At 37.0% G+C, this 18,275-nt stretch carries 18 protein-coding genes; 6 read left to right on the top strand and 12 right to left on the bottom strand.

Features of this window, described 5'->3' with window-relative positions; translation table 11 throughout:
* Positions 1–8: 8 nt before the first annotated feature.
* The 3 genes from ACJJVN_RS04165 to ACJJVN_RS04155 are packed head-to-tail and all read left to right on the top strand — an operon-like array spanning position 9 to position 2,777.
* The gene (locus tag ACJJVN_RS04165; protein ID WP_170034585.1) at positions 9–170 is read left to right on the top strand and encodes a DUF5522 domain-containing protein; all 162 of its coding nucleotides are present in this window, start codon (positions 9–11) and stop codon (positions 168–170) included.
* A 6-nt stretch (positions 171–176) separates the two neighbouring features.
* Positions 177–2,180 carry a urocanate hydratase gene (locus ACJJVN_RS04160; RefSeq protein WP_405377227.1) on the top strand — a complete coding sequence of 668 codons (2,004 nt, stop codon included), beginning with the start codon at positions 177–179 and terminating at the stop codon, positions 2,178–2,180.
* Between the two features lie 60 nt (positions 2,181–2,240).
* Positions 2,241–2,777 (top strand): DUF4136 domain-containing protein, encoded by a 537-nt coding sequence (locus ACJJVN_RS04155; RefSeq protein ID WP_405377226.1) that lies wholly within the window; start codon positions 2,241–2,243, stop codon positions 2,775–2,777.
* 57 nt (positions 2,778–2,834) lie between these two features.
* On the opposite strand, the gene ACJJVN_RS04150 is transcribed toward ACJJVN_RS04155, so the two are convergent.
* The 7 genes from ACJJVN_RS04150 to ACJJVN_RS04120 all read right to left on the bottom strand — a co-directional run bounded on the left by ACJJVN_RS04150 (position 2,835) and on the right by ACJJVN_RS04120 (position 10,989).
* On the bottom strand, positions 2,835–5,243 hold the full coding sequence (locus ACJJVN_RS04150; RefSeq protein WP_405377225.1) for a hypothetical protein: 2,409 nt from the start codon (positions 5,241–5,243) through the stop codon (positions 2,835–2,837).
* Entirely contained in the window at positions 5,215–6,252 is a 1,038-nt protein-coding gene (locus tag ACJJVN_RS04145; protein ID WP_405377224.1) for a hypothetical protein, read from the bottom strand. The genes ACJJVN_RS04150 and ACJJVN_RS04145 overlap by 29 nt, the downstream gene beginning before the upstream one ends.
* A gap of 96 nt (positions 6,253–6,348) precedes the next feature.
* Positions 6,349–6,756, bottom strand: a complete 408-nt coding sequence (locus ACJJVN_RS04140; protein WP_405377223.1) for an OsmC family protein — start codon at positions 6,754–6,756, stop codon at positions 6,349–6,351.
* 9 nt (positions 6,757–6,765) lie between these two features.
* On the bottom strand, positions 6,766–7,167 hold the full coding sequence (locus ACJJVN_RS04135) for a hypothetical protein (RefSeq protein ID WP_146080408.1): 402 nt from the start codon (positions 7,165–7,167) through the stop codon (positions 6,766–6,768).
* 23 nt (positions 7,168–7,190) lie between these two features.
* Positions 7,191–9,287, bottom strand: a complete 2,097-nt coding sequence (locus ACJJVN_RS04130) for a thiamine pyrophosphate-dependent enzyme (protein WP_405377222.1) — start codon at positions 9,285–9,287, stop codon at positions 7,191–7,193.
* A 56-nt stretch (positions 9,288–9,343) separates the two neighbouring features.
* On the bottom strand, positions 9,344–9,661 hold the full coding sequence (locus ACJJVN_RS04125) for a GIY-YIG nuclease family protein (protein ID WP_104515590.1): 318 nt from the start codon (positions 9,659–9,661) through the stop codon (positions 9,344–9,346).
* 47 nt (positions 9,662–9,708) lie between these two features.
* On the bottom strand, positions 9,709–10,989 hold the full coding sequence (locus ACJJVN_RS04120) for a dihydrolipoamide acetyltransferase family protein (RefSeq protein ID WP_405377221.1): 1,281 nt from the start codon (positions 10,987–10,989) through the stop codon (positions 9,709–9,711).
* A gap of 157 nt (positions 10,990–11,146) precedes the next feature.
* On the opposite strand from ACJJVN_RS04120, the gene ACJJVN_RS04115 reads away from it, so the two are divergent.
* Positions 11,147–11,515, top strand: a complete 369-nt coding sequence (locus tag ACJJVN_RS04115; protein ID WP_405377220.1) for a hypothetical protein — start codon at positions 11,147–11,149, stop codon at positions 11,513–11,515.
* 1 nt (position 11,516) lies between these two features.
* On the opposite strand, the gene ACJJVN_RS04110 is transcribed toward ACJJVN_RS04115, so the two are convergent.
* The 5 genes from ACJJVN_RS04110 to paaZ form a co-directional block, all read right to left on the bottom strand.
* Positions 11,517–12,113: a transferase hexapeptide repeat family protein gene (locus tag ACJJVN_RS04110; protein WP_405377219.1), complete on the bottom strand. Its 597-nt coding sequence runs from the start codon at positions 12,111–12,113 to the stop codon at positions 11,517–11,519.
* Between the two features lie 53 nt (positions 12,114–12,166).
* Positions 12,167–12,544: a four helix bundle protein gene (locus ACJJVN_RS04105; RefSeq protein ID WP_397303528.1), complete on the bottom strand. Its 378-nt coding sequence runs from the start codon at positions 12,542–12,544 to the stop codon at positions 12,167–12,169.
* A gap of 44 nt (positions 12,545–12,588) precedes the next feature.
* Entirely contained in the window at positions 12,589–13,341 is a 753-nt protein-coding gene (locus ACJJVN_RS04100; protein ID WP_405377218.1) for an enoyl-CoA hydratase/isomerase family protein, read from the bottom strand.
* Between the two features lie 93 nt (positions 13,342–13,434).
* A complete protein-coding gene (locus tag ACJJVN_RS04095; RefSeq protein ID WP_405377217.1) occupies positions 13,435–13,752 on the bottom strand; it encodes a GIY-YIG nuclease family protein in 318 nt (105 codons plus the stop codon).
* Positions 13,753–13,835: 83 nt separating this feature from the next.
* A complete protein-coding gene (gene paaZ, locus ACJJVN_RS04090) occupies positions 13,836–16,373 on the bottom strand; it encodes a phenylacetic acid degradation bifunctional protein PaaZ (RefSeq protein WP_405377216.1) in 2,538 nt (845 codons plus the stop codon).
* 282 nt (positions 16,374–16,655) lie between these two features.
* Between paaZ and ACJJVN_RS04085 the strand changes: the two genes are divergently transcribed.
* Positions 16,656–17,456 (top strand): hypothetical protein, encoded by an 801-nt coding sequence (locus ACJJVN_RS04085; RefSeq protein ID WP_405369625.1) that lies wholly within the window; start codon positions 16,656–16,658, stop codon positions 17,454–17,456.
* Positions 17,457–17,491: 35 nt separating this feature from the next.
* The gene (locus ACJJVN_RS04080; protein ID WP_405377215.1) at positions 17,492–18,262 is read left to right on the top strand and encodes a hypothetical protein; all 771 of its coding nucleotides are present in this window, start codon (positions 17,492–17,494) and stop codon (positions 18,260–18,262) included.
* Positions 18,263–18,275 lie beyond the last annotated feature (13 nt).

The raw sequence follows: 18,275 nt of genomic DNA, 5'->3' as shown, positions 1-18,275 counted from the left end.
TTTATAGCATGAAGAAGATTATTCCCGTAGAAGAAGGCGATTATTACTTAACACCAGAAGGATACCGCTGTTTTACAGAGCAATACCATCTTAAAAGAGGTTATTGTTGTGAGAGCGGTTGCCGTCACTGCCCATACGGATACGATAAAAAGACAAACAGCCAAAACTAAGAATTCATGAGTGAAGATATTTCTATAGCACGCTTTCGCGAAAGCATACAAACAGGAATTCCTGAAAAACTACCAGCACCACACGTTTATGATACTAATGTAAATCATGCCCCTAAACGTAAGAAAATACTCAATGCTGAAGAAGAGAAATTAGCATTGCGCAACGCACTGCGTTATTTTGACCCAAAACATCATGAAATTCTGTTACCAGAATTTAAAGAAGAATTAGAAAAGTACGGTCGTATTTATATGTATCGTTTCATGCCTGAATATAAAATCAAGTCTAGAAATATTGCCGACTATCCAGCAAATTCTCAGCAAGCAGCAGGTATCATGCTTATGATACAGAATAACCTAGATCATGCCGTAGCACAACATCCACATGAACTAATTACTTATGGTGGTAATGGTGCTGTGTTTTCTAACTGGGCACAATATTTACTGACCATGAAGTACCTCAGCCAGATGACTGACGAGCAAACGCTGGTTATGTATTCTGGTCACCCTATGGGATTATTCCCTTCTCATAAAAAAGCACCGAGATGTGTAGTTACTAATGGAATGATGATTCCTAATTACTCACAACCAGACGACTGGGAAAAGTTTAATGCTCTAGGTGTTACTCAATATGGACAGATGACAGCAGGTTCTTTTATGTACATAGGACCACAAGGTATCGTTCACGGTACAACTATTACCGTTCTCAATGCTTTTAGAAAAATAAAAAAAGAACCAACTGGAAACATATTTGTAACCTCAGGTCTAGGTGGAATGAGCGGTGCACAACCCAAGGCTGGAAATATAGCCGGTTGTATTACTATTTGTGCAGAGATGAATCCTAAAGCTGTACACACCAGACACTCACAAGGTTGGGTAGATGTAGTTATTAAAAATACAACAGATTTAATCTCTCGCGTACAAAAAGCTCAAGAAGATAAGGAGACAATCTCTATCGCTTTTGAAGGAAATATAGTTCATGTTTGGGAAGCGCTTTACGATGCTGATATTCACATATCGATAGGTAGCGATCAGACCAGTTTACATAATCCATGGGCTGGCGGCTATTATCCAGTAGATCTTACTTTTGAAGAATCTAACGAGATGATGAGCAATCAACCAGACAACTTTAAAAAAGAGGTTCAAAGATCTTTACGTAGACATGTAGCTGCGATTAATAAACACACAGAAAAAGGAACGTATTTCTTTGACTACGGTAATGCATTTTTGCTAGAATCTAGCCGCGCAGATGCTGATATAAAAGGAACAGACACTGAGTTCCGTTATCCTTCTTATGTGCAAGACATTATGGGACCTATGTGTTTTGACTACGGTTTTGGTCCATTTAGATGGGTTTGCGCATCAAATGATCCAGAAGATCTTAAGAAAACAGATCAAATCGCGACTCAGGTATTAGAGCAATTGTCAAAAGAGGCTCCAGAGCGCATCCAGCAGCAAATGCAGGATAATATAAAATGGATTAAAGGAGCACAAGAGAACAAACTAGTAGTAGGGTCACAAGCTAGAATTTTATATGCAGACGCAATAGGTAGAATAGAAATTGCTCGTGCCTTTAATAAAGCCATAGAAGCTGGCGTTATAGGACCTATAGTTCTAGGTCGTGACCACCACGATGTATCTGGAACTGATTCTCCATATAGAGAAACTTCTAATATATATGACGGCTCTAGATTTACTGCAGACATGGCTATACAAAACGTTATAGGTGACAGTTTTAGAGGCGCAACATGGGTTTCTATACATAATGGTGGCGGCGTGGGCTGGGGAGAAGTTATGAATGGAGGTTTTGGAATGGTAATTGATGGTACTAAGGAATCAGAAGATAAGCTAGAATCTATGCTATTTTGGGATGTAAATAACGGTATTGCTCGCAGAAACTGGGCGCGTAATGAAAATGCTGTTTTTGCTATTAAGAGAGCGATGGAAATAAATCCTGCTTTACAAGTCACGATACCACATATGGTAAGTGATGATTTGATCGATAATAATTAATCCGTTTTTAAGAAGGTGGTTTTAGGTTCCGCTTTCGCGAAAGCAAAAAAAACAAAAGCAATGAAAAAAGTATTAACTCTTCTCGCAGTAATTACATTATTAGTAAGCTGTCAAACAGTACGTGTTTCTCAAGATTATGCTATAGGAACCGAATTCAATAACTACAAGACCTATGCTTTCTTTAAAAAAGGAATAGACGAGGCTAAGATATCTGAGCTGGATAAGAAACGTATTCTTAGAGCTATCGATACAGAAATGTCAGCTAAAGGTTTTGTAAAGTCTGAAAACCCTGATATAATGGTAAGCATTTTTACCGACTCAAAAGAACGTGTAGACGTTTACAACAATAACTGGGGCTGGGGCTTTGGTTACGGTTGGGGCTGGGGCGGCGGTTTCTGGGGTAATAACAGGAATAGCGTTAATAGAACAACAGAAGGTATACTATACATTGATTTAATCGATGCAAAAAAGAAAGAACTTATCTGGCAAGGTGTAGGGAAAGCACCTCTTAAATCTACACCAGAAGAAAAGGTAGAACGTACTAACGAGATCGTAAAAGAGATCTTAACGCAGTATCCACCTATGCCTAGCAATTAATAGTTAACCATAAATTATTTTAAATCCCATTTCATTGAGTTGAAATGGGATTTTTATTTAATTCACATAATTCTTAAACCAAGAACATTCTTTTAAGATCTCTCGATAATACTCCGTATCAGAATATTCATTATTTAATTGATTAAAATAATCTTTGTGCTGTCCACAAATATTAAAGGTGTACGTATTTGTATCATAGTCATAACGACCATCTTCACAGCTGTTTGTTTTGGCCAGCATAAACAAGATAGCTGCCTTAGTCTCTCTAGAACCGCTTTCTGCTCGTAGTCCTTTTAAGAAATAATCATTTGCTTGATACATAATAAAACTATCATCTATTTTACTCTCGTCACTGTCATCATCTCCATAGCTAGACGCCGCTAGTTCATTACGGTTATTATTACCTATATAGTAACTGTTATTCATAAACCAGCCTTTATGACTCATGTTGTACCAGGCATTACCTATCATGTAATAATAATCGGCAGTTTTACTGGGCTGTGTTTGTGCTAGCTGCTTTAATTTAATTAAAGTTTCTGCTAGCTTTATCTTATTATCCTTATAATTTTCACGTTCTAGATCTTCCCTTTCTATTACAGCGTTCTCTCCTAAAACAGCACTATAATCTTCATGAAAACCGTTAGACATAGAGATAAATGGAACATTCATATATTCTTTAATAGATGCCGAGAATATTTCTGTACGCAAACCTTTTTCCCAAAACACCTCAGGGCTTTTTACTTGTTTAAACTCAATTACAGCATCTTCTAGTGAATCCTTTCTCATGTAATAAGTACCTCTTAAATCATGAACATAATCCTTAGGCGCCGCTTTCATTCTTTTTAAAATCGTTTTTTCAAAAGCTGTAGGGTTAGAACGACTTATAAAAAGGTCAAAATTATTAATATAATCATCTCTTAAATAATGATATTTTGAATCGTATTCCCAACTATAACCGTGTGTTACACCTACTCCTGCCCAATCGTACTTTTCATTATTAGTATAAGAATCATAATTTATAGAAGTAAGAATACTAGCTATAGGATTTTCTGCATCATTATATAAGGCGCTTATATGATTAAAAAATGCTGCAACTGTAGGCTTGTGAGTATGCAAATCTAAATCGCTAGCTATAGTTTCATAACTGCGATTAATAGCCTGTCTATCTAGTGACTTAATGGCCATAAATGAAATAGCTGTATTAAGTCTCTTAAAATGCTTTTTAAACCCAACTGCTGGTTTATGATTTTCTAAAGTCACTAGTGCTTTATTATTTTCTTGATTATATAGTTGAGTAGTGGCAAGTATCAACGTCCATAAATCTCTATTCTTAAGGTTTTTATTTTTCAGTAAATCTTTAGCAAAGAAACCCAATGCTGCAGCATTAGAGTCAGCAGAATCTTCATCATCACCATAATAATAGTTAGAAGTATGCTCAAAAACCTCTGACTGCATCTGGTCCAGCCATCTTACTGCTAGTACATCCAGATAGGGAGAGTTCACATTCTCTCTAGAGATGTTCTCCATTTCTCTCAACACATTACCACGACCATGAAATGCTTTGAAAAAACTCTTCACATCGTTATTCTCATTAAACTTTTTAAAATCGTAACTATTTTCTAAAAGATTCCAATTTAAAAATCTCAGGCTCACACCTGCGGTATATCTTCTATCTGGTAATTGATCATAAACCTCTAGATAAGAAACTGCTGCAAGAACCTGATTATTGATATTAAAAGCTGCGCCAGCCATTTCTTCCATCGCGCGGTAATACATGTAATTACCTGTTGAAGACTTTTTAAGTATGGTATTAAAATATCTTATAGCTATCTCATTTTCTTGTAAATAATGAGACAGTTTTACCGCTTGAAAACCGGCACGATTACGCATAAAATCATCTGGTGCAGTAGCAACTAACTCTAGTGCCTTAGAAAGCAACTCTCTTTTATCTATCTTTCCAGCATCACCACCATAATAATCAGTCTCTCCTTGATACCAGCCACTACCATTTGATTTATCACTAGAAGCATGTTGAGATATTTTAGCTAGCGCGAGGTATTTCTTGAAAAATAGGTTTTCTGGTTTATTTAATTTATCGCCTACCTCATCGTTATAAGATTCAAACCCTTCTTGATCTAGAAACCACCCTACAGGTCGTTTATAAATTATATCTATAAGCTCTTTTTCTGTAACAACACCTTTGTAGTACGCTGTCCATTCTGCTATGTTTTGTGACTTTTGATCCTCTTCTTGGATAGAACAAAATGGTGAGTCTGGACAATTTAAAAACGCATGAAAATCTGGACTTACTAGAGAGAATTGATCTACAATAGGATAATAATTGTCTTCCCATGCAGGATCCCAACCGCAAAAAGCTCCATTGGTATTATTAACTGTATTCCCAAAAGCAACCACCGGCAACACCAGTAACCATAATTTACTTAGCAAAAGACGAAAGGTCATCATAAGAGAATTTTGAAGTTAATAAAGTATTGATATGGTAATATATAGTCTGATAGTCTCTATCTGACGGCGCTGCTTCCTTAATCATAGCGGCCAGCTCTTCCAGTTTATCTTTGGTTATAGTTTCTACTCTTACATGATCTCCTTTATAAATAAAGATGCCATTGATGTAGGAGTCTGATGTTGCCGTATAGTTGTTTTCTTTTTCCGCTTTCGCGAAAGCGGACTCTAACAAACTAGGAGTAAGATCTCTTAAAAGACCTTTGAGTTTTCCATCTCTGTATAAAACACCCCACTCAAAAAGAGGAAGCGCAACATCAAACGGTAATGGGTATTCATCTAACTCTTCTAAATATTGAGCAGTAATCTCGTTGCTTAAAATAGAATTAGTCTCCTCTACACTGCCCAAATTACCAACATTATAAGCCATCAAAACAACTTTATCTACTGGCGGCACACCAGTACGGTCTTTATATTTCACCTGGTGCAACCTCAACGTAGAACTTATGCTGTAACCAGGCATTTGATTTTTAAGGGATTTTAAGAACGTGAAAAAACTATCTCTCGTGCTGTCTGTCCAGTCGCAATCTATTTGTATTTCTCTTACTGCAACTTGACCAGTAAGATGCTTGTTCTGGATTCTTTTTATTTTATCGGCCGTGTTTAAAGCTAGTTTTTGAATATTATTCCCATTACCATCTTTATGTAAAAACACCTCGTTACGTATATAGATAACAGGTACAATTTCAGTAGCGAGAAAACGTGTGTTTTCTTCAAACTGAACTGTTGCAACAGGATAAACTTTATCTACATTTTGATCTATAACAAGGTCAAAGAAACGCACATATTCTTTAAAAGTACCGCCATGTTTAATGAGCTGGTCCGTTTTATCAGTAGGTTTAAAATTTGTACTCCAGTGGTAAAAAGAATAGTTTCTGCCCTCATTTTTCACATCTTCTTTACAAGATATAAGCAATAAAGCAGAGCATAATATTAGAAAAATATAGCGCATGCAATGGTATTGAAAATCACTGACAAATATACTATTTACATCAGTTGACAATCAAAGAATTAACAAACTTAAAAATGACAAAAATTAATGAATTTATTAATCCACTTTAACCTCATAAGTGATCTCCACACACTTATCAAAACTCTTTGAAACAGAGCAGTATTTATCAAAACTTAAATCGGCTGCTTTTTGAGCTTTATCTGGATTGATATCGCCTTCTAACAATACAGTTACATGCATAGATTTAAATGGTTTAGAGTCATCTAACTCAAAACGCTCTCCAGTGACTTCAACCTTATAACTAGTAATATCCTGACGTTGCTTTTTTAAAATCGCGATAATATCTATCGCACTACAAGAGCCTACACCCATAAGAAGTAATTCCATAGGGCTCACACCTTGTACTGTTTCCATACCGCTATGGTCTATCATCACGGTGTTTCCAGAAACACCTGTTGCTTCAAGTAGGTATTCTGTGTTTTTTCTTTCTATTTGTACTTTCATTTTAATAATTTAGGGATTGCCGCCACAGGCTATTTTAATAATATCACTATAGTTTCGAGTGAAATCGATACTCTTACATATTTCTATAAAATTTTCATCATTTGGTTTAAAGCCAAAAGACTTCATTATTTTGACTTTAATAGATTCTTTAAATTCTACGAAGTTTAAGTTGTCAACGTCTCTTTTCAAAATCAATTCTCCTTTATAAATGCAAAGAGTATTTTTAAATATTTTTTTCCAACTAGACTCGTTGAAGTAATGATCAATTATTTCATAAACATGACCATTACCATCTACATATTTCTGATTAATGAGTTGCTCTCTTTTTGAATAGCAAACTTCTAGATCAGACAGAAAAACCGTGTCGTATTCAGCAAAACCTTCTGTCCAGCTTTCAAAAGATATGTTCATCAATGGAAACTTAATTAACATGATTAATAATTAAGAATCTCCTCAATCTTAGCCTTCACTTTCTCCGTAGACGGAATCATTGTTTTCTCAAGAACAGAATTTAATGGAATCGCTGGCATATTTTCAGATCCTATGACCATTACCGGAGCGTCGATGTATTTGAAACATTCTTCTTGAATGCGACCTTGTAAAGCACGTGAGAAACTATTCTCACTAGGTTCTTCAGTAACTACCAGGCATTTACCACATTTCTTTACACTCGCAAAAACCGTTTCATAATCTAGTGGATGCAGCGTTCTTAAATCCACTACTTCTACTCTATCCTGTAAACCAAGTTCTTCTGTAGCATTCATTGCCCAGTGCACGCCCATTCCGTAAGTAATAATACTCAAGGTTTCTTCTTCCTCTTTTTTCCAGATTTCTTGAAGTACCCATGCTTTTCCAAAAGGCAATACATAATCCTCACTAGGCTCAATACTCGTTGCTCCTTTGGTTCCTTTTACTTTAGACCAGTACAATCCCTTGTGTTCAAAAATCACCACTGGATTAGGATCATAATATGCGGCTTTCATCAGTCCTTTTAAATCGGCACCATTTGATGGATAGGCGATTTTAAGACCTCTTATGTTAGAAACCACACTTTCCATAGAACTAGAATGGTAAGGCCCACCAGAACCGTAAGCTCCTATCGGCACTCTCAAGACCATAGAAACAGGCCATTTTCCATTACTTAAGTAATTAGATCGCGACACCTCTGTAAACAGCTGGTTCAATCCAGGCCATATATAATCTGCAAATTGTACTTCTACGATAGGTTTCAAACCTGCAGCACTCATTCCTACCGTACTACCTACTATAAATGCTTCTTGAATAGGCGTGTTGAAAACTCTATTATCGCCAAATTTTTGTGCCAGCGTCGCCGCTTCTCTAAAAACACCACCTAATCTACCACCTACATCTTGCCCATATAACAAGCATTCTGGATGTTTTTTCATTAATTCTTCAATGGCAAATAGTGCACAATCTACCATCACGACTTTATCAGCACCTTCTGGAGAACGCTCTCCTTTTTCTTCCGTTATCGGTGTTGGTGCAAAATCGTGTGTGTATAAATCTGATGGCTCAGGATCGGGCATTTTCATTGCTTGCTCTAGAGCTTTTTTAGATTCCGCTTTCGCGAAAGCGTCATAACCATCCACATCTTGCTCACTAAATCCATTATCGAGCAATAACTGTCTCATACGCGGATATGGATCACGGCTTCTCGCCTCTTCCAAATCATCGCGATAAAATTCCATTCTTACACCACTCGTGTGGTGATTTAATAATGGCACTTTAGCGTGAACCAAAAACGGTCTGCGCTCTGTTCTTATTTTTTCAATCACCTCGTTTAAGGTGTTGTAACTTTCTTCAAAATCTGTCCCATCGATAGAAATAGCTTCTATACCGTGGAATCCTGCAGCATATTCGGCAGCATTTTGTGCACGAGTTTCGGCAGCGTTTGCACTGATATCCCAACCGTTATCTTGTACTAAATAAAGAATAGGCAACTGTTTCAAAGCCGCCATTTGAAAAGCCTCAGCAATCTCACCTTCAGTAACCGATGCGTCACCTAGAGAACAAACTACAATGGAATCAGAACTTGAACTTGAACTTGAACTTGAACTCGAACTTGAATCAATAGCTGCTCGTTGCTCGTCAGTTAAACTCTCACGATAATGAAAACCTAACGCTACACCAGTAGCAGGAATAGCCTGCATTCCTGTAGCACTAGATTGATGTGGGATTTTAGGCTTATCGATATCATTCAACGATGGATGTGAGTAGTAGGTACGTCCACCAGAGAAAGGATCATCTTTTTTAGCCAGTAACTGCAACATTAAATCATAAGGTTTCATCCCTATAGAAAGTAACATCGCGTCATCACGGTAATATGGAAAAGCATAATCTTGTGGTAACAACTGCATTCCTAGCGCAGTCTGAATCACCTCATGACCACGACTGGTGGCATGCACATACTTAGAAACTGTTTTAAAGTTCTCTTCGTAGAGCTCTGCCATTGCTTTGGCAGTGGTTAGGTTTTTATATCCGAATTCTAAAATTTCTTTACTTATTTTCATAATATCTTGAATTTCCGCACTTGATGCGGAATCTGATTATACTTACTCCATACTAATTAATAATTCTCATCATCCCACCAAGCCTCTGCAAGATCTAGCCATTCAGGATTATCCTTTTCAATAAGGTCTATTTTCCATTGCCGCTTCCACTTCTTCAGCTTCTTCTCTCTTGCTTGTGCCTCTTGAACCCATTGAAATTCTTCAAAATAGACCAGTTTTTTAGTCTGGTATCGTTTTGAGAACGCTTTCTTATACCTTTCTTCTTTATGTTGTCCAGTTCTATGCTTCACATCATCTGTCATTCCAAGGTACAAAACACCATCTTTCTTATTAGAAAGTAAATAGACATAATATTTGTGCTCGTAACTGGCCATTAGATAAAACTAGCAGTTTCCGCATCGAGCGCGAAAAATCAATTTCATTAATAATCTTTATCAAGCGCTGCCTCTAGATTCAAAGCTACTTGCTTTAAAAAGCTACCTCCTAAAAATCCATCTACTACTCTATGGTCAAATGATAATGATAACATCATCATACTTCTTATCTCAATACTATCCACGCCATCTTTAGTCATTACCTCAGCGCGTTTTTTTATAATTCCTGTTGCAAGAATTGCTACCTCTGGCTGATTGATAATAGGTGTTCCCATTAATGATCCAAATGTTCCCACATTTGATATCGTAAATGTTCCTCCTTTAATATCGTCGCCACCTAATTTATTTTCACGTGCTAGGTTTGCCATGCGATTCACATCTGCAGCGATTTCTTGTAAAGATTTCTGGTCGGCATTTTTAACCACAGGTACTATTAAGTTTCCTGAAGGTAATGCGGTCGCCATCCCTACATTGATATTTTCTTTAACGATGATATTGGAACCATCTACACTAGCATTAATATTAGGATATTCCTTAATTGCTCTCGCTACCGCATCTACAAACAAAGGAGTAAAAGTTAATCGCTCGCCATATTTTTCTTGAAAAGGTGCTTTATTTTTATTACGCCAGTTCACTAAATCTGTAAGATCTGCCTCCACATAAGCAGTCACGTGTGGACTTGTATGCTTAGAATACACCATATGATCTGCAATCATAGAGCGCATGCGGTCCATTTTAATAATAGTACCTGTTCCTTTATCTAGTTTAAGTTGTGGTATACGATATGCTGTAGGATCTGGTTCATTACTTACAGCTTGTGCAAATTGAAATGGCCTACCTTCATTGATATAATTTACCACATCACTCTTGCGCAATCTACCTTCATGACCAGTTGCTGGTATGCGAGCAAGTTCCTCATAAGACATATGATTCTTACGAGCCATAGAATCTATAAGCGGACTCACAAAAAGATCTTGATTTACATAAGAATTAGAAACCGCAGTAGTTTTTGAAGTTGTCTTTACTGGTTTAGGCTGCTTACTCACAGAAGATTCACTCTTAACTACCGTATTAGACTCAGCAGATTTTGGAGCGGCAACCGTCTTTACAGAACCATCTGATTCTTCAAATTGAGCAATCACGCTACCTATTTCGACAACATCACCGTTAGCGCATAAATGCTTAGACATTATCCCTGCCGCTGGTGCTGGCACTTCATTATCTACCTTATCTGTACCTACTTCAACAAGGATATCACCTTCTTCAAAAGCTTCTCCTTCTTGGACCAGCCAGTTAAGTATTGTTCCTTCTGTTATTGATTCTCCCATTTTTGGGAGCAAAAAATCCATAGTCTTTGCCATGGTATAAAAATAAGAAAACTAACGCTTGTTAGTTGCATAAATTTTGTTGTAATTCCGCTTTCGCGAAAGCGAGAAAAAAATCATATTACGTTAATTCACTATTTTCACTGTTTATTTACCAATCATGCAAATTCATTATAAGGAAAAAGCGCTGTTAGCAAATCAATATAAAATTGAAAAAGCAGAACGCTCCAAAAATTGGATAGGACGCAACTGGATTAATGTTTTATTGTTTGGTGTTTTTATCAGCTTTGTAGGACCTACTTATACAAGTGTTGCTGACGGTGTTTATAGGAAAGAGAGTGTCATGGCGTTAGATCTTAGCGATTTTGGATATTTCGGAACTGTACTATGCATCGCAATATGGTACGCTGCATGTATGACTATCGCTTATTTTGTCTGGAACTATCAAGACAATCGAAAAATTAAAAACCTGAAAAAACAAAGGACTGAACTATTAAAAGAACTAGAACTTTTAAAGGAAGGGTTTTAAGTTATCTCTTTCTGATTTCCTGTAAGGTCTTATAAAAATCTTCTTGAACTGGTCTATTTTCAGGGATTTCACGCAGCGGCTCTACTTCTCTCATAGTTTCATGACAGTCTGCAGGTAATTGTTGGTACAATTTAGTTCCAGCAGTTTTCCAAGCGATCATTTGATCAGAAACCTCTTTGATTTTTTTGGCTGGATTCCCTACAATTAAAGAACGTGGTTCAAAAACAGCTTCGGCTTTTACAAATGCCATCGCTCCTACTATGCATTCATCTCCTATAGTCGCATCATCCATTATGACACTATTCATACCTATCATGCAGTTGCGACCTAGGTTTGCACCGTGAATAATTGCTCCATGACCTACGTGCGCTCCTTCTTTAAGCGTGATGCTTTTTCCAGGGAACATATGTATGGTACAATTCTCTTGCACATTAACACCATCTTCCAGAATTATCTCGCCCCAATCGCCTCGTATTACAGCTGAAGGTCCAACGTAACAATTCTTACCTATAATCACATTACCAATTACGGTCGCTTGTGGATGAACAAAACTGGACTCGTGAATTACTGGAATGTGGGATTTGAAAGAGTAGATCATGTGGTATGTGGTATGTGGTATGTGGTATGTGGTATGTGGTATGTGGTAAATTATTATTTATTTAATCGTTGCCGAATTTTAGATCGCAAACTTGTCAACATTTTCTGTATTGTAGTGATTTGTTTACGAATTTCTTCCCTTTGTTCATAGGAGATATACTCACGCATTAAAGCTTTCTCATTTGCTGACACACATTCGTTTGAACTATGAAGTGCATGATTAATATGTTTCACAAATTGTGCATCACTTCCTGGATAACCTTCAGCAATATTAAGTGCTATAGAGTCAGCTGCTCTTCTAAATTGAGAACTTAAGGCATATAATTCTCTTTGCGGAAAATTAATTACCAATTGGTCTACTTCCTCACCAAAACTCATAGCTTTTTGATAGACCAACAAATCTTCAAATTTAAAATGATACTGACTATTCATAATGTTTTAATTAAACCTCATCCCTCATCCCACATGCCTATAACCTAAGCGAAGCGCTTCAACGTTTCCTTTGTAAATTCACTCAATACCAATCTACCTGAAATTTTTGCTCTTTCAAAAAGAAGTTGATCCCAGTTTTCACAACCAGTCCAGAACATCTTTTTCATTTCTGCCATAGCATCTGGATTATAAGTACAAAGATTTTCGGCAAATGCTTTTATTCCTGCATCCATTTCTTCTGTGGATTCATAAACCTCTGCAAAAAGGCCGTTATCTTTTGCCCATTGCGGTGTGTAGAATTCGTTTGCGTTGATAGCAATCTTGCTCATTCCAGTCAGTCCAAGTTTGCGCTCTACCGCTGGACCTACTACAAATGGCCCGATTCCTATGTTGAGTTCGCTTAATTTAATACTGGCAAATTTAGTCGCAAAGCAATAGTCCGTTGCACTAGCTATACCTACTCCACCACCAACGGTTTTACCTTGTACACGACCTAGTATAAATTTAGGACACTTGCGCATGGCATTAATCACATTTGCAAAACCAGAGAAGAATATCTCTCCTGTTTTTGCATCGTTTACCGCAATTAATTCTTTAAAGCTAGCTCCAGCACAAAAAGTACGTTCTCCACCAGATTTTAAGATGATCACCTTAGTAGCGTCATCGTTACCAGCATCTGTAATAGCTTGTGCAAGTTGTGCTAGAATATCTCCTGGTAGCGAGTTGTGCGCTGGATGGAAAAATTCTATGGTTTGTATTTGATTTTCTGTTGTTGTTTTTACGTATTCCTTTGTCATAGCCGTAGGCTGCATCCGCGCAGGCGGATGTCTCTTTATTTGAGCAACTACCGTTTATGAAATTCACAAACCAAGAAGTTACTCTTGTTAAACTTATATTTTTATTCCCATCATCTCAAAACTCAAATCCCAATCTGAACTCAAATCTATCCACTCTGGATTTTTTTCTTCTATAATTCTTATTTTCCAAGCTCGATTCCACTTCTTGAGCTGTTTTTCTCGTTTAAGACCAAGCTCTTTTGAATCTACTACTTCAAAATACATCAGTTTATCCAAATTATATCTTGCTGAAAATGTGGACGGATGTACTTTTCTCTTATGCTGGCTACTTCTATTCCTAATGTTTCCTGTTTCACCTACATATAATGTTCCATTCTTCTTATTACTAATTATATATATGTAGTGGTTCACTCAACTTTTTGTTTATTGCTATAATCGGTTGTCGGTTTCTTTTCATCCTAGAGACATCCGCCTGCGCGGATGTTTTGAACAGTTTAACCTATCAGGTTAAACTGTTCAAAATGATGACTCAAATGCTTTCTCTCCAACAAAGTCCACTCATACTTACTCAACGGTCCAAAAACAGCATTCTTAGTAGTTGCTTTTGGATTCTTTTTATAGAAATCTAGATATTCATTTCTAGCTTCTAGCAGTTGTTGCTTTGCAGTTTCTAAGTCTTTATGCTTCAGATCTTCTAGCTCGCCATCTTTCATTAATGGCATTTTGTGATTTTGTGGCATTTTATCATAATTCCACAAAGTCGCTGCTACTTTTTCTAAATATTCCTCTGGTGTAGCAACTTCAAAATCCTGAATCTTTCCACTAGCAATTCTATAGCTCATCTCGAGATGTTCTACCATGTGCTGTGGTGTCATTGTACCCCATTTAGGTTTAGCGTTTGCATCTAATTTTGCTAAAGCAGACTTTATATAACCTTCCGTAATTTCTGGAAAAACGGTTTGTTTTTTCTCTACCATGGTAAGAATAGTCGCTACCGCTACAAGTGCTGTTGCTTCTTCATCAGTCTTACCATTTTCATAATCTACTGGCTCTGCATCAAAAACTTCTACATACCATTTAACAATCCCAGAAGGATGCTCACGACCAGCAACGTCTCTTTCTCGTTTTTCTTTACAAGTCAATCGTACATAAATCGTGTCATTATGATATAATGGTCTCAAGAATCTAATATCTTCCAGACCATAATTGGCGCTTACTGGTCCTTTATTAGGGTATACAAAAAGTCCTGCTGCCGCGCTGATGATAAAGTAACCATGCGCGGTACGTTTCTTAAAAATACTACCATCTAAACTGGTAATATCTGTATGTGCATAGAAATGATCCCAAGTTAAGTTTGCAAAATTCTGGATATCATTATCAGTCAGTGTTCTTTTATGAGTTTCTAGACTCATTCCTGGTTTAATATCTTCATAATGGTATGAGAATGGATGATTCTCTGCTTTTTTATAAGCTCCATTAGGCTGATAAATTCCAGTGATTTCGGTAAGCGATGTTGGACTTCCTTGAACGGCACAACGCTGCATGTAATGTTTAATACCTCGCAGTCCACCCATTTCCTCGCCGCCACCAGCACGTCCTGGTCCACCATGTACTAACAATGGTAATGGCGATCCGTGACCAGTGGATTGTGGTGCGCTATCTCTATTTAAAGTCAATATTCTACCATGTGACGATGCTGCGTTTATGGTATACGCTTTAGCGAAAGCGTCATCACTAGTTACTACACTGCTCACCAACGAACCTTTACCCATATGAGCCAGTTCAATCGCCTCATCTAGATTTTTATAAGGCATCAACGTACTCACAGGACCAAAACATTCTACTTCATGAGCTGCGGTATTTTTAAACGGTTGATCTTCTCGCATTAAAATAGGTGACATAAACGCTCCTTTTTGGGCGCGATCTCCTAAAATTTCTACCTCATCTAGGTTACCATAAACCATTTGTGCGGTCTGCGCAATTTTTGAGATTTGTGATTTAGTAGTTTCTCTTTGATCATTATTAATAAGAGCACCCATGCGAGTTTCTCTCAATAATGGATCTCCTATCACTGTTTTAGAAAGCTGTTGACCTAATGCGATTTGCACGTCTTCCATCAGGTTTTCTGGGACAAGAATTCTTCTAATCGCTGTACATTTTTGTCCAGCTTTAGAGGTCATCTCTTTACGTACTTCTTTTACAAATATGTCAAATTCTGGAGTTCCAGGAACAGCATCTGGTCCTAAGACAGATGAATTTAATGAATCTGCCTCCATCGTGAACGGAACTGACTCTTCTAATAATCGTGGATGTGCTTTTAATTTTCTACCTGTATGAGCACTACCTGTAAAGGTTACAACGTCTTGCGAGTTTACCGTATCTAAAATACTTGTGGTCAAACCACTTAGGAGTTGTAAAGAACCTTCTGGAAGGATTCCTGAATTTATTATTTCACGCACTACAGCTTCCGTTAAAAACGCTGTTTGCGGCGCTGGCAATACTACTGCTGGCATACCAGCCATCCAGTTTACAGCACATTTTTCTAACATTCCCCAAACTGGAAAATTAAATGCATTGATATGCACGGCGACACCTTTGCGAGGTACTAGAATGTGATGTGCCATAAATCGACCACCACGCGATAAATCAATAGGATCACCTTCTACGGCATAACTCTGATCTGGAAAGAGTTTTCTCAAACTAGCATTTGCAAATAGATTTCCAAAACCACCTTCTATATCTACCCAACTATCTGCACGTGTAGCACCAGTTTTGTAACTAATGTCGTAAAACGCCTTTTTTCTTTTATTGAGATAAAGTGCTAATTTCTTAATCATATTACCACGTTGCTGAAAGGTCATATCCCTCAACACCTTACCATGATCGCGACCATATTGTAACGCACTAGCAATATCTAAACCTTCAGTACTTGTAAGACCTATGATGTCACCAGTAATGGCGTCATACATATTACGTGTAGATTTCTCTTCACCAGCTTGCCACTGGCCATTAATGTAACTTTCTAAGATCATATTCTTTTTAATAGATGGTTGTGATCTCGCTTTCGCGAAAGCGTAACACTTATATATGTCTACGAAAATACGAAAAGCAACCGAATAGACTAACACTTGTTAGTTAAAGTAGATTAAGCCTATAAAAATTCAAAAAGAAAAATAGTGAAACTAGAAACTTTGCCGCACTTCGTCCTTAAAAAACAACTAGTGGTAGAAAACATTTGAGCTTTTCTAATATCCAGATTTTTGAAGGAGTATTATTAACTAATTTCGCAATTCCAAAATCTTACAGTCCTCAAATTGAAAGCTTCTATAACCCTCATAATCATACTCTTCACCCTATCAAATTCTAATGCTCAAGTAGGAATAGGAACCACAAACCCATCTGTAGGAACGACCTTACATATTGATGATTCTAGTGGTGATAAAGGAGTGAAATTTGCCGATGTAAACATCATTGATTTAAATACTGTAGCCCCATTACCACTAGGTACTGAAATAGGAACTATGGTTTATAATACAAATCCTTTTACTGGAGAAGGCTTCTTTTACTGGAATGGCTTTTTGTGGGCTCCCAATCAATTATTTGAAAAAAGAGCTGCAAAGTTTGAACACGCAAAGACTGTAGAAAACGTCCCTGAAGTGAGCCTGAGTAAAGAAATTACAACTGGTGGCGTGGATGCTGAATTAATGGATCATACTATTTTTAATGAAGCTAACTCATTGTTCATTCCTGTTACTGATACAGATAACCGTGTAAATAGTTTGCAAATCAATAAAGATGGCAGATACAGAATATCAGTTTTTATAAGTTTAGAACAAGATGACTCTAGTATTTCTGTAGGTTCTACTGCTATTCTTGCGAGAATTAAAATAACAGACTCCTCTAATTCTATAACATATGATGGAGGTACTCATAGAAGTACTGAAATGGATAGGAATGGAACTGGTGATGATGATGGTACCTTAAATTTTACTGAAGTTATTGAATTACACCAAGGAGACACGATAGCCATAAATTGTATAAAAGCAGAAGGAACATCTGCAGTATACCAGCGTGCTTCTCATCAATCTGCATTTATAATTGAAAAATTAAGATAACCTACACAACCGATTCTTTTAAAACATTCTCCAAAATGAAAAATGTATTACTAACCTTATCTTTCTCACTATTTGCATTGAGCTACCTGCATGCTCAAGTAGCTATAGGAACGAATACACCTGCACCTGGAACCATACTACATATGGAAGACACTACAGGTACAAGTGGTGTATTATTCCCTAAAGTAGACATTCAAGATCTCAACACAGTGGCTCCACTACCGTCTGGCTCTCAAGACGGTACTATAGTTTATAATACTAACACAACCACCGGCGCTGGATATTACTTTTTAAAAGATAACCGATGGCAACCTATTTTTGGTACTATAGGAGGAATGGCCAAATTTACCAACGGAATTTCAGGCATCTCTTCTCATAATTTGAATAATGGAGGTGTATATGTACAAATAGCAGGCGCTACTTATTTCAATGATAATACTGTAGTTTATCAAGTACCTAGCTCTACACCTGGAGCAAGTACGGTAACTATAGGTGAATCTGGTAGGTATAAAATAATCGTTAATTTATCACTAGAAGGTATTTCTAACAATTCAAATCAAAGATTACTTGCTATAGAAGGAAGAATAAGAGTAAATGGTAATAACACTGGTGGTATATACCGCAGTCAAGAAATGATCTCACCTAATAATACTACTCCAGACTATAGCAGCCTCTCTATTACAGAAATAGTAGATCTTAACATTAATGACCAAGTAACTGTCTATGTAAATAGAACACAAGACAACGGTAATGTCTATTTGAGAAGTAATAATACATCTTCTATTTTTCTAGAACGACTTAATTAATAAAATATAGAAC

This window comes from Nonlabens sp. Asnod3-A02, from assembly GCF_045063755.1.
GTDB lineage: Bacteria > Bacteroidota > Bacteroidia > Flavobacteriales > Flavobacteriaceae > Nonlabens > Nonlabens xylanidelens.
This window is presented reverse-complemented; position numbering and strand designations above follow the sequence as displayed.

Bases quoted from the DNA above. Each gene is read 5' to 3' on its own strand.
- ACJJVN_RS04105 (WP_397303528.1), bottom strand. From the start codon at position 12,544: ATGAATAGTCAGTATCATTTTAAATTTGAAGATTTGTTGGTCTATCAA.
- ACJJVN_RS04160 (WP_405377227.1), top strand. From the start codon at position 177: ATGAGTGAAGATATTTCTATAGCACGCTTTCGCGAAAGCATACAAACA.
- ACJJVN_RS04135 (WP_146080408.1), bottom strand. From the start codon at position 7,167: ATGAACATATCTTTTGAAAGCTGGACAGAAGGTTTTGCTGAATACGAC.
- ACJJVN_RS04125 (WP_104515590.1), bottom strand. From the start codon at position 9,661: ATGGCCAGTTACGAGCACAAATATTATGTCTATTTACTTTCTAATAAG.
- ACJJVN_RS04140 (WP_405377223.1), bottom strand. From the start codon at position 6,756: ATGAAAGTACAAATAGAAAGAAAAAACACAGAATACCTACTTGAAGCA.
- ACJJVN_RS04145 (WP_405377224.1), bottom strand. From the start codon at position 6,252: ATGCGCTATATTTTTCTAATATTATGCTCTGCTTTATTGCTTATATCT.
- ACJJVN_RS04110 (WP_405377219.1), bottom strand. From the start codon at position 12,113: ATGATCTACTCTTTCAAATCCCACATTCCAGTAATTCACGAGTCCAGT.
- ACJJVN_RS04165 (WP_170034585.1), top strand. From the start codon at position 9: ATGAAGAAGATTATTCCCGTAGAAGAAGGCGATTATTACTTAACACCA.
- ACJJVN_RS04155 (WP_405377226.1), top strand. From the start codon at position 2,241: ATGAAAAAAGTATTAACTCTTCTCGCAGTAATTACATTATTAGTAAGC.
- ACJJVN_RS04115 (WP_405377220.1), top strand. From the start codon at position 11,147: ATGCAAATTCATTATAAGGAAAAAGCGCTGTTAGCAAATCAATATAAA.
- ACJJVN_RS04120 (WP_405377221.1), bottom strand. From the start codon at position 10,989: ATGGGAGAATCAATAACAGAAGGAACAATACTTAACTGGCTGGTCCAA.
- ACJJVN_RS04150 (WP_405377225.1), bottom strand. From the start codon at position 5,243: ATGATGACCTTTCGTCTTTTGCTAAGTAAATTATGGTTACTGGTGTTG.
- ACJJVN_RS04080 (WP_405377215.1), top strand. From the start codon at position 17,492: ATGAAAAATGTATTACTAACCTTATCTTTCTCACTATTTGCATTGAGC.
- ACJJVN_RS04100 (WP_405377218.1), bottom strand. From the start codon at position 13,341: ATGACAAAGGAATACGTAAAAACAACAACAGAAAATCAAATACAAACC.
- ACJJVN_RS04130 (WP_405377222.1), bottom strand. From the start codon at position 9,287: ATGAAAATAAGTAAAGAAATTTTAGAATTCGGATATAAAAACCTAACC.
- paaZ (WP_405377216.1), bottom strand. From the start codon at position 16,373: ATGATCTTAGAAAGTTACATTAATGGCCAGTGGCAAGCTGGTGAAGAG.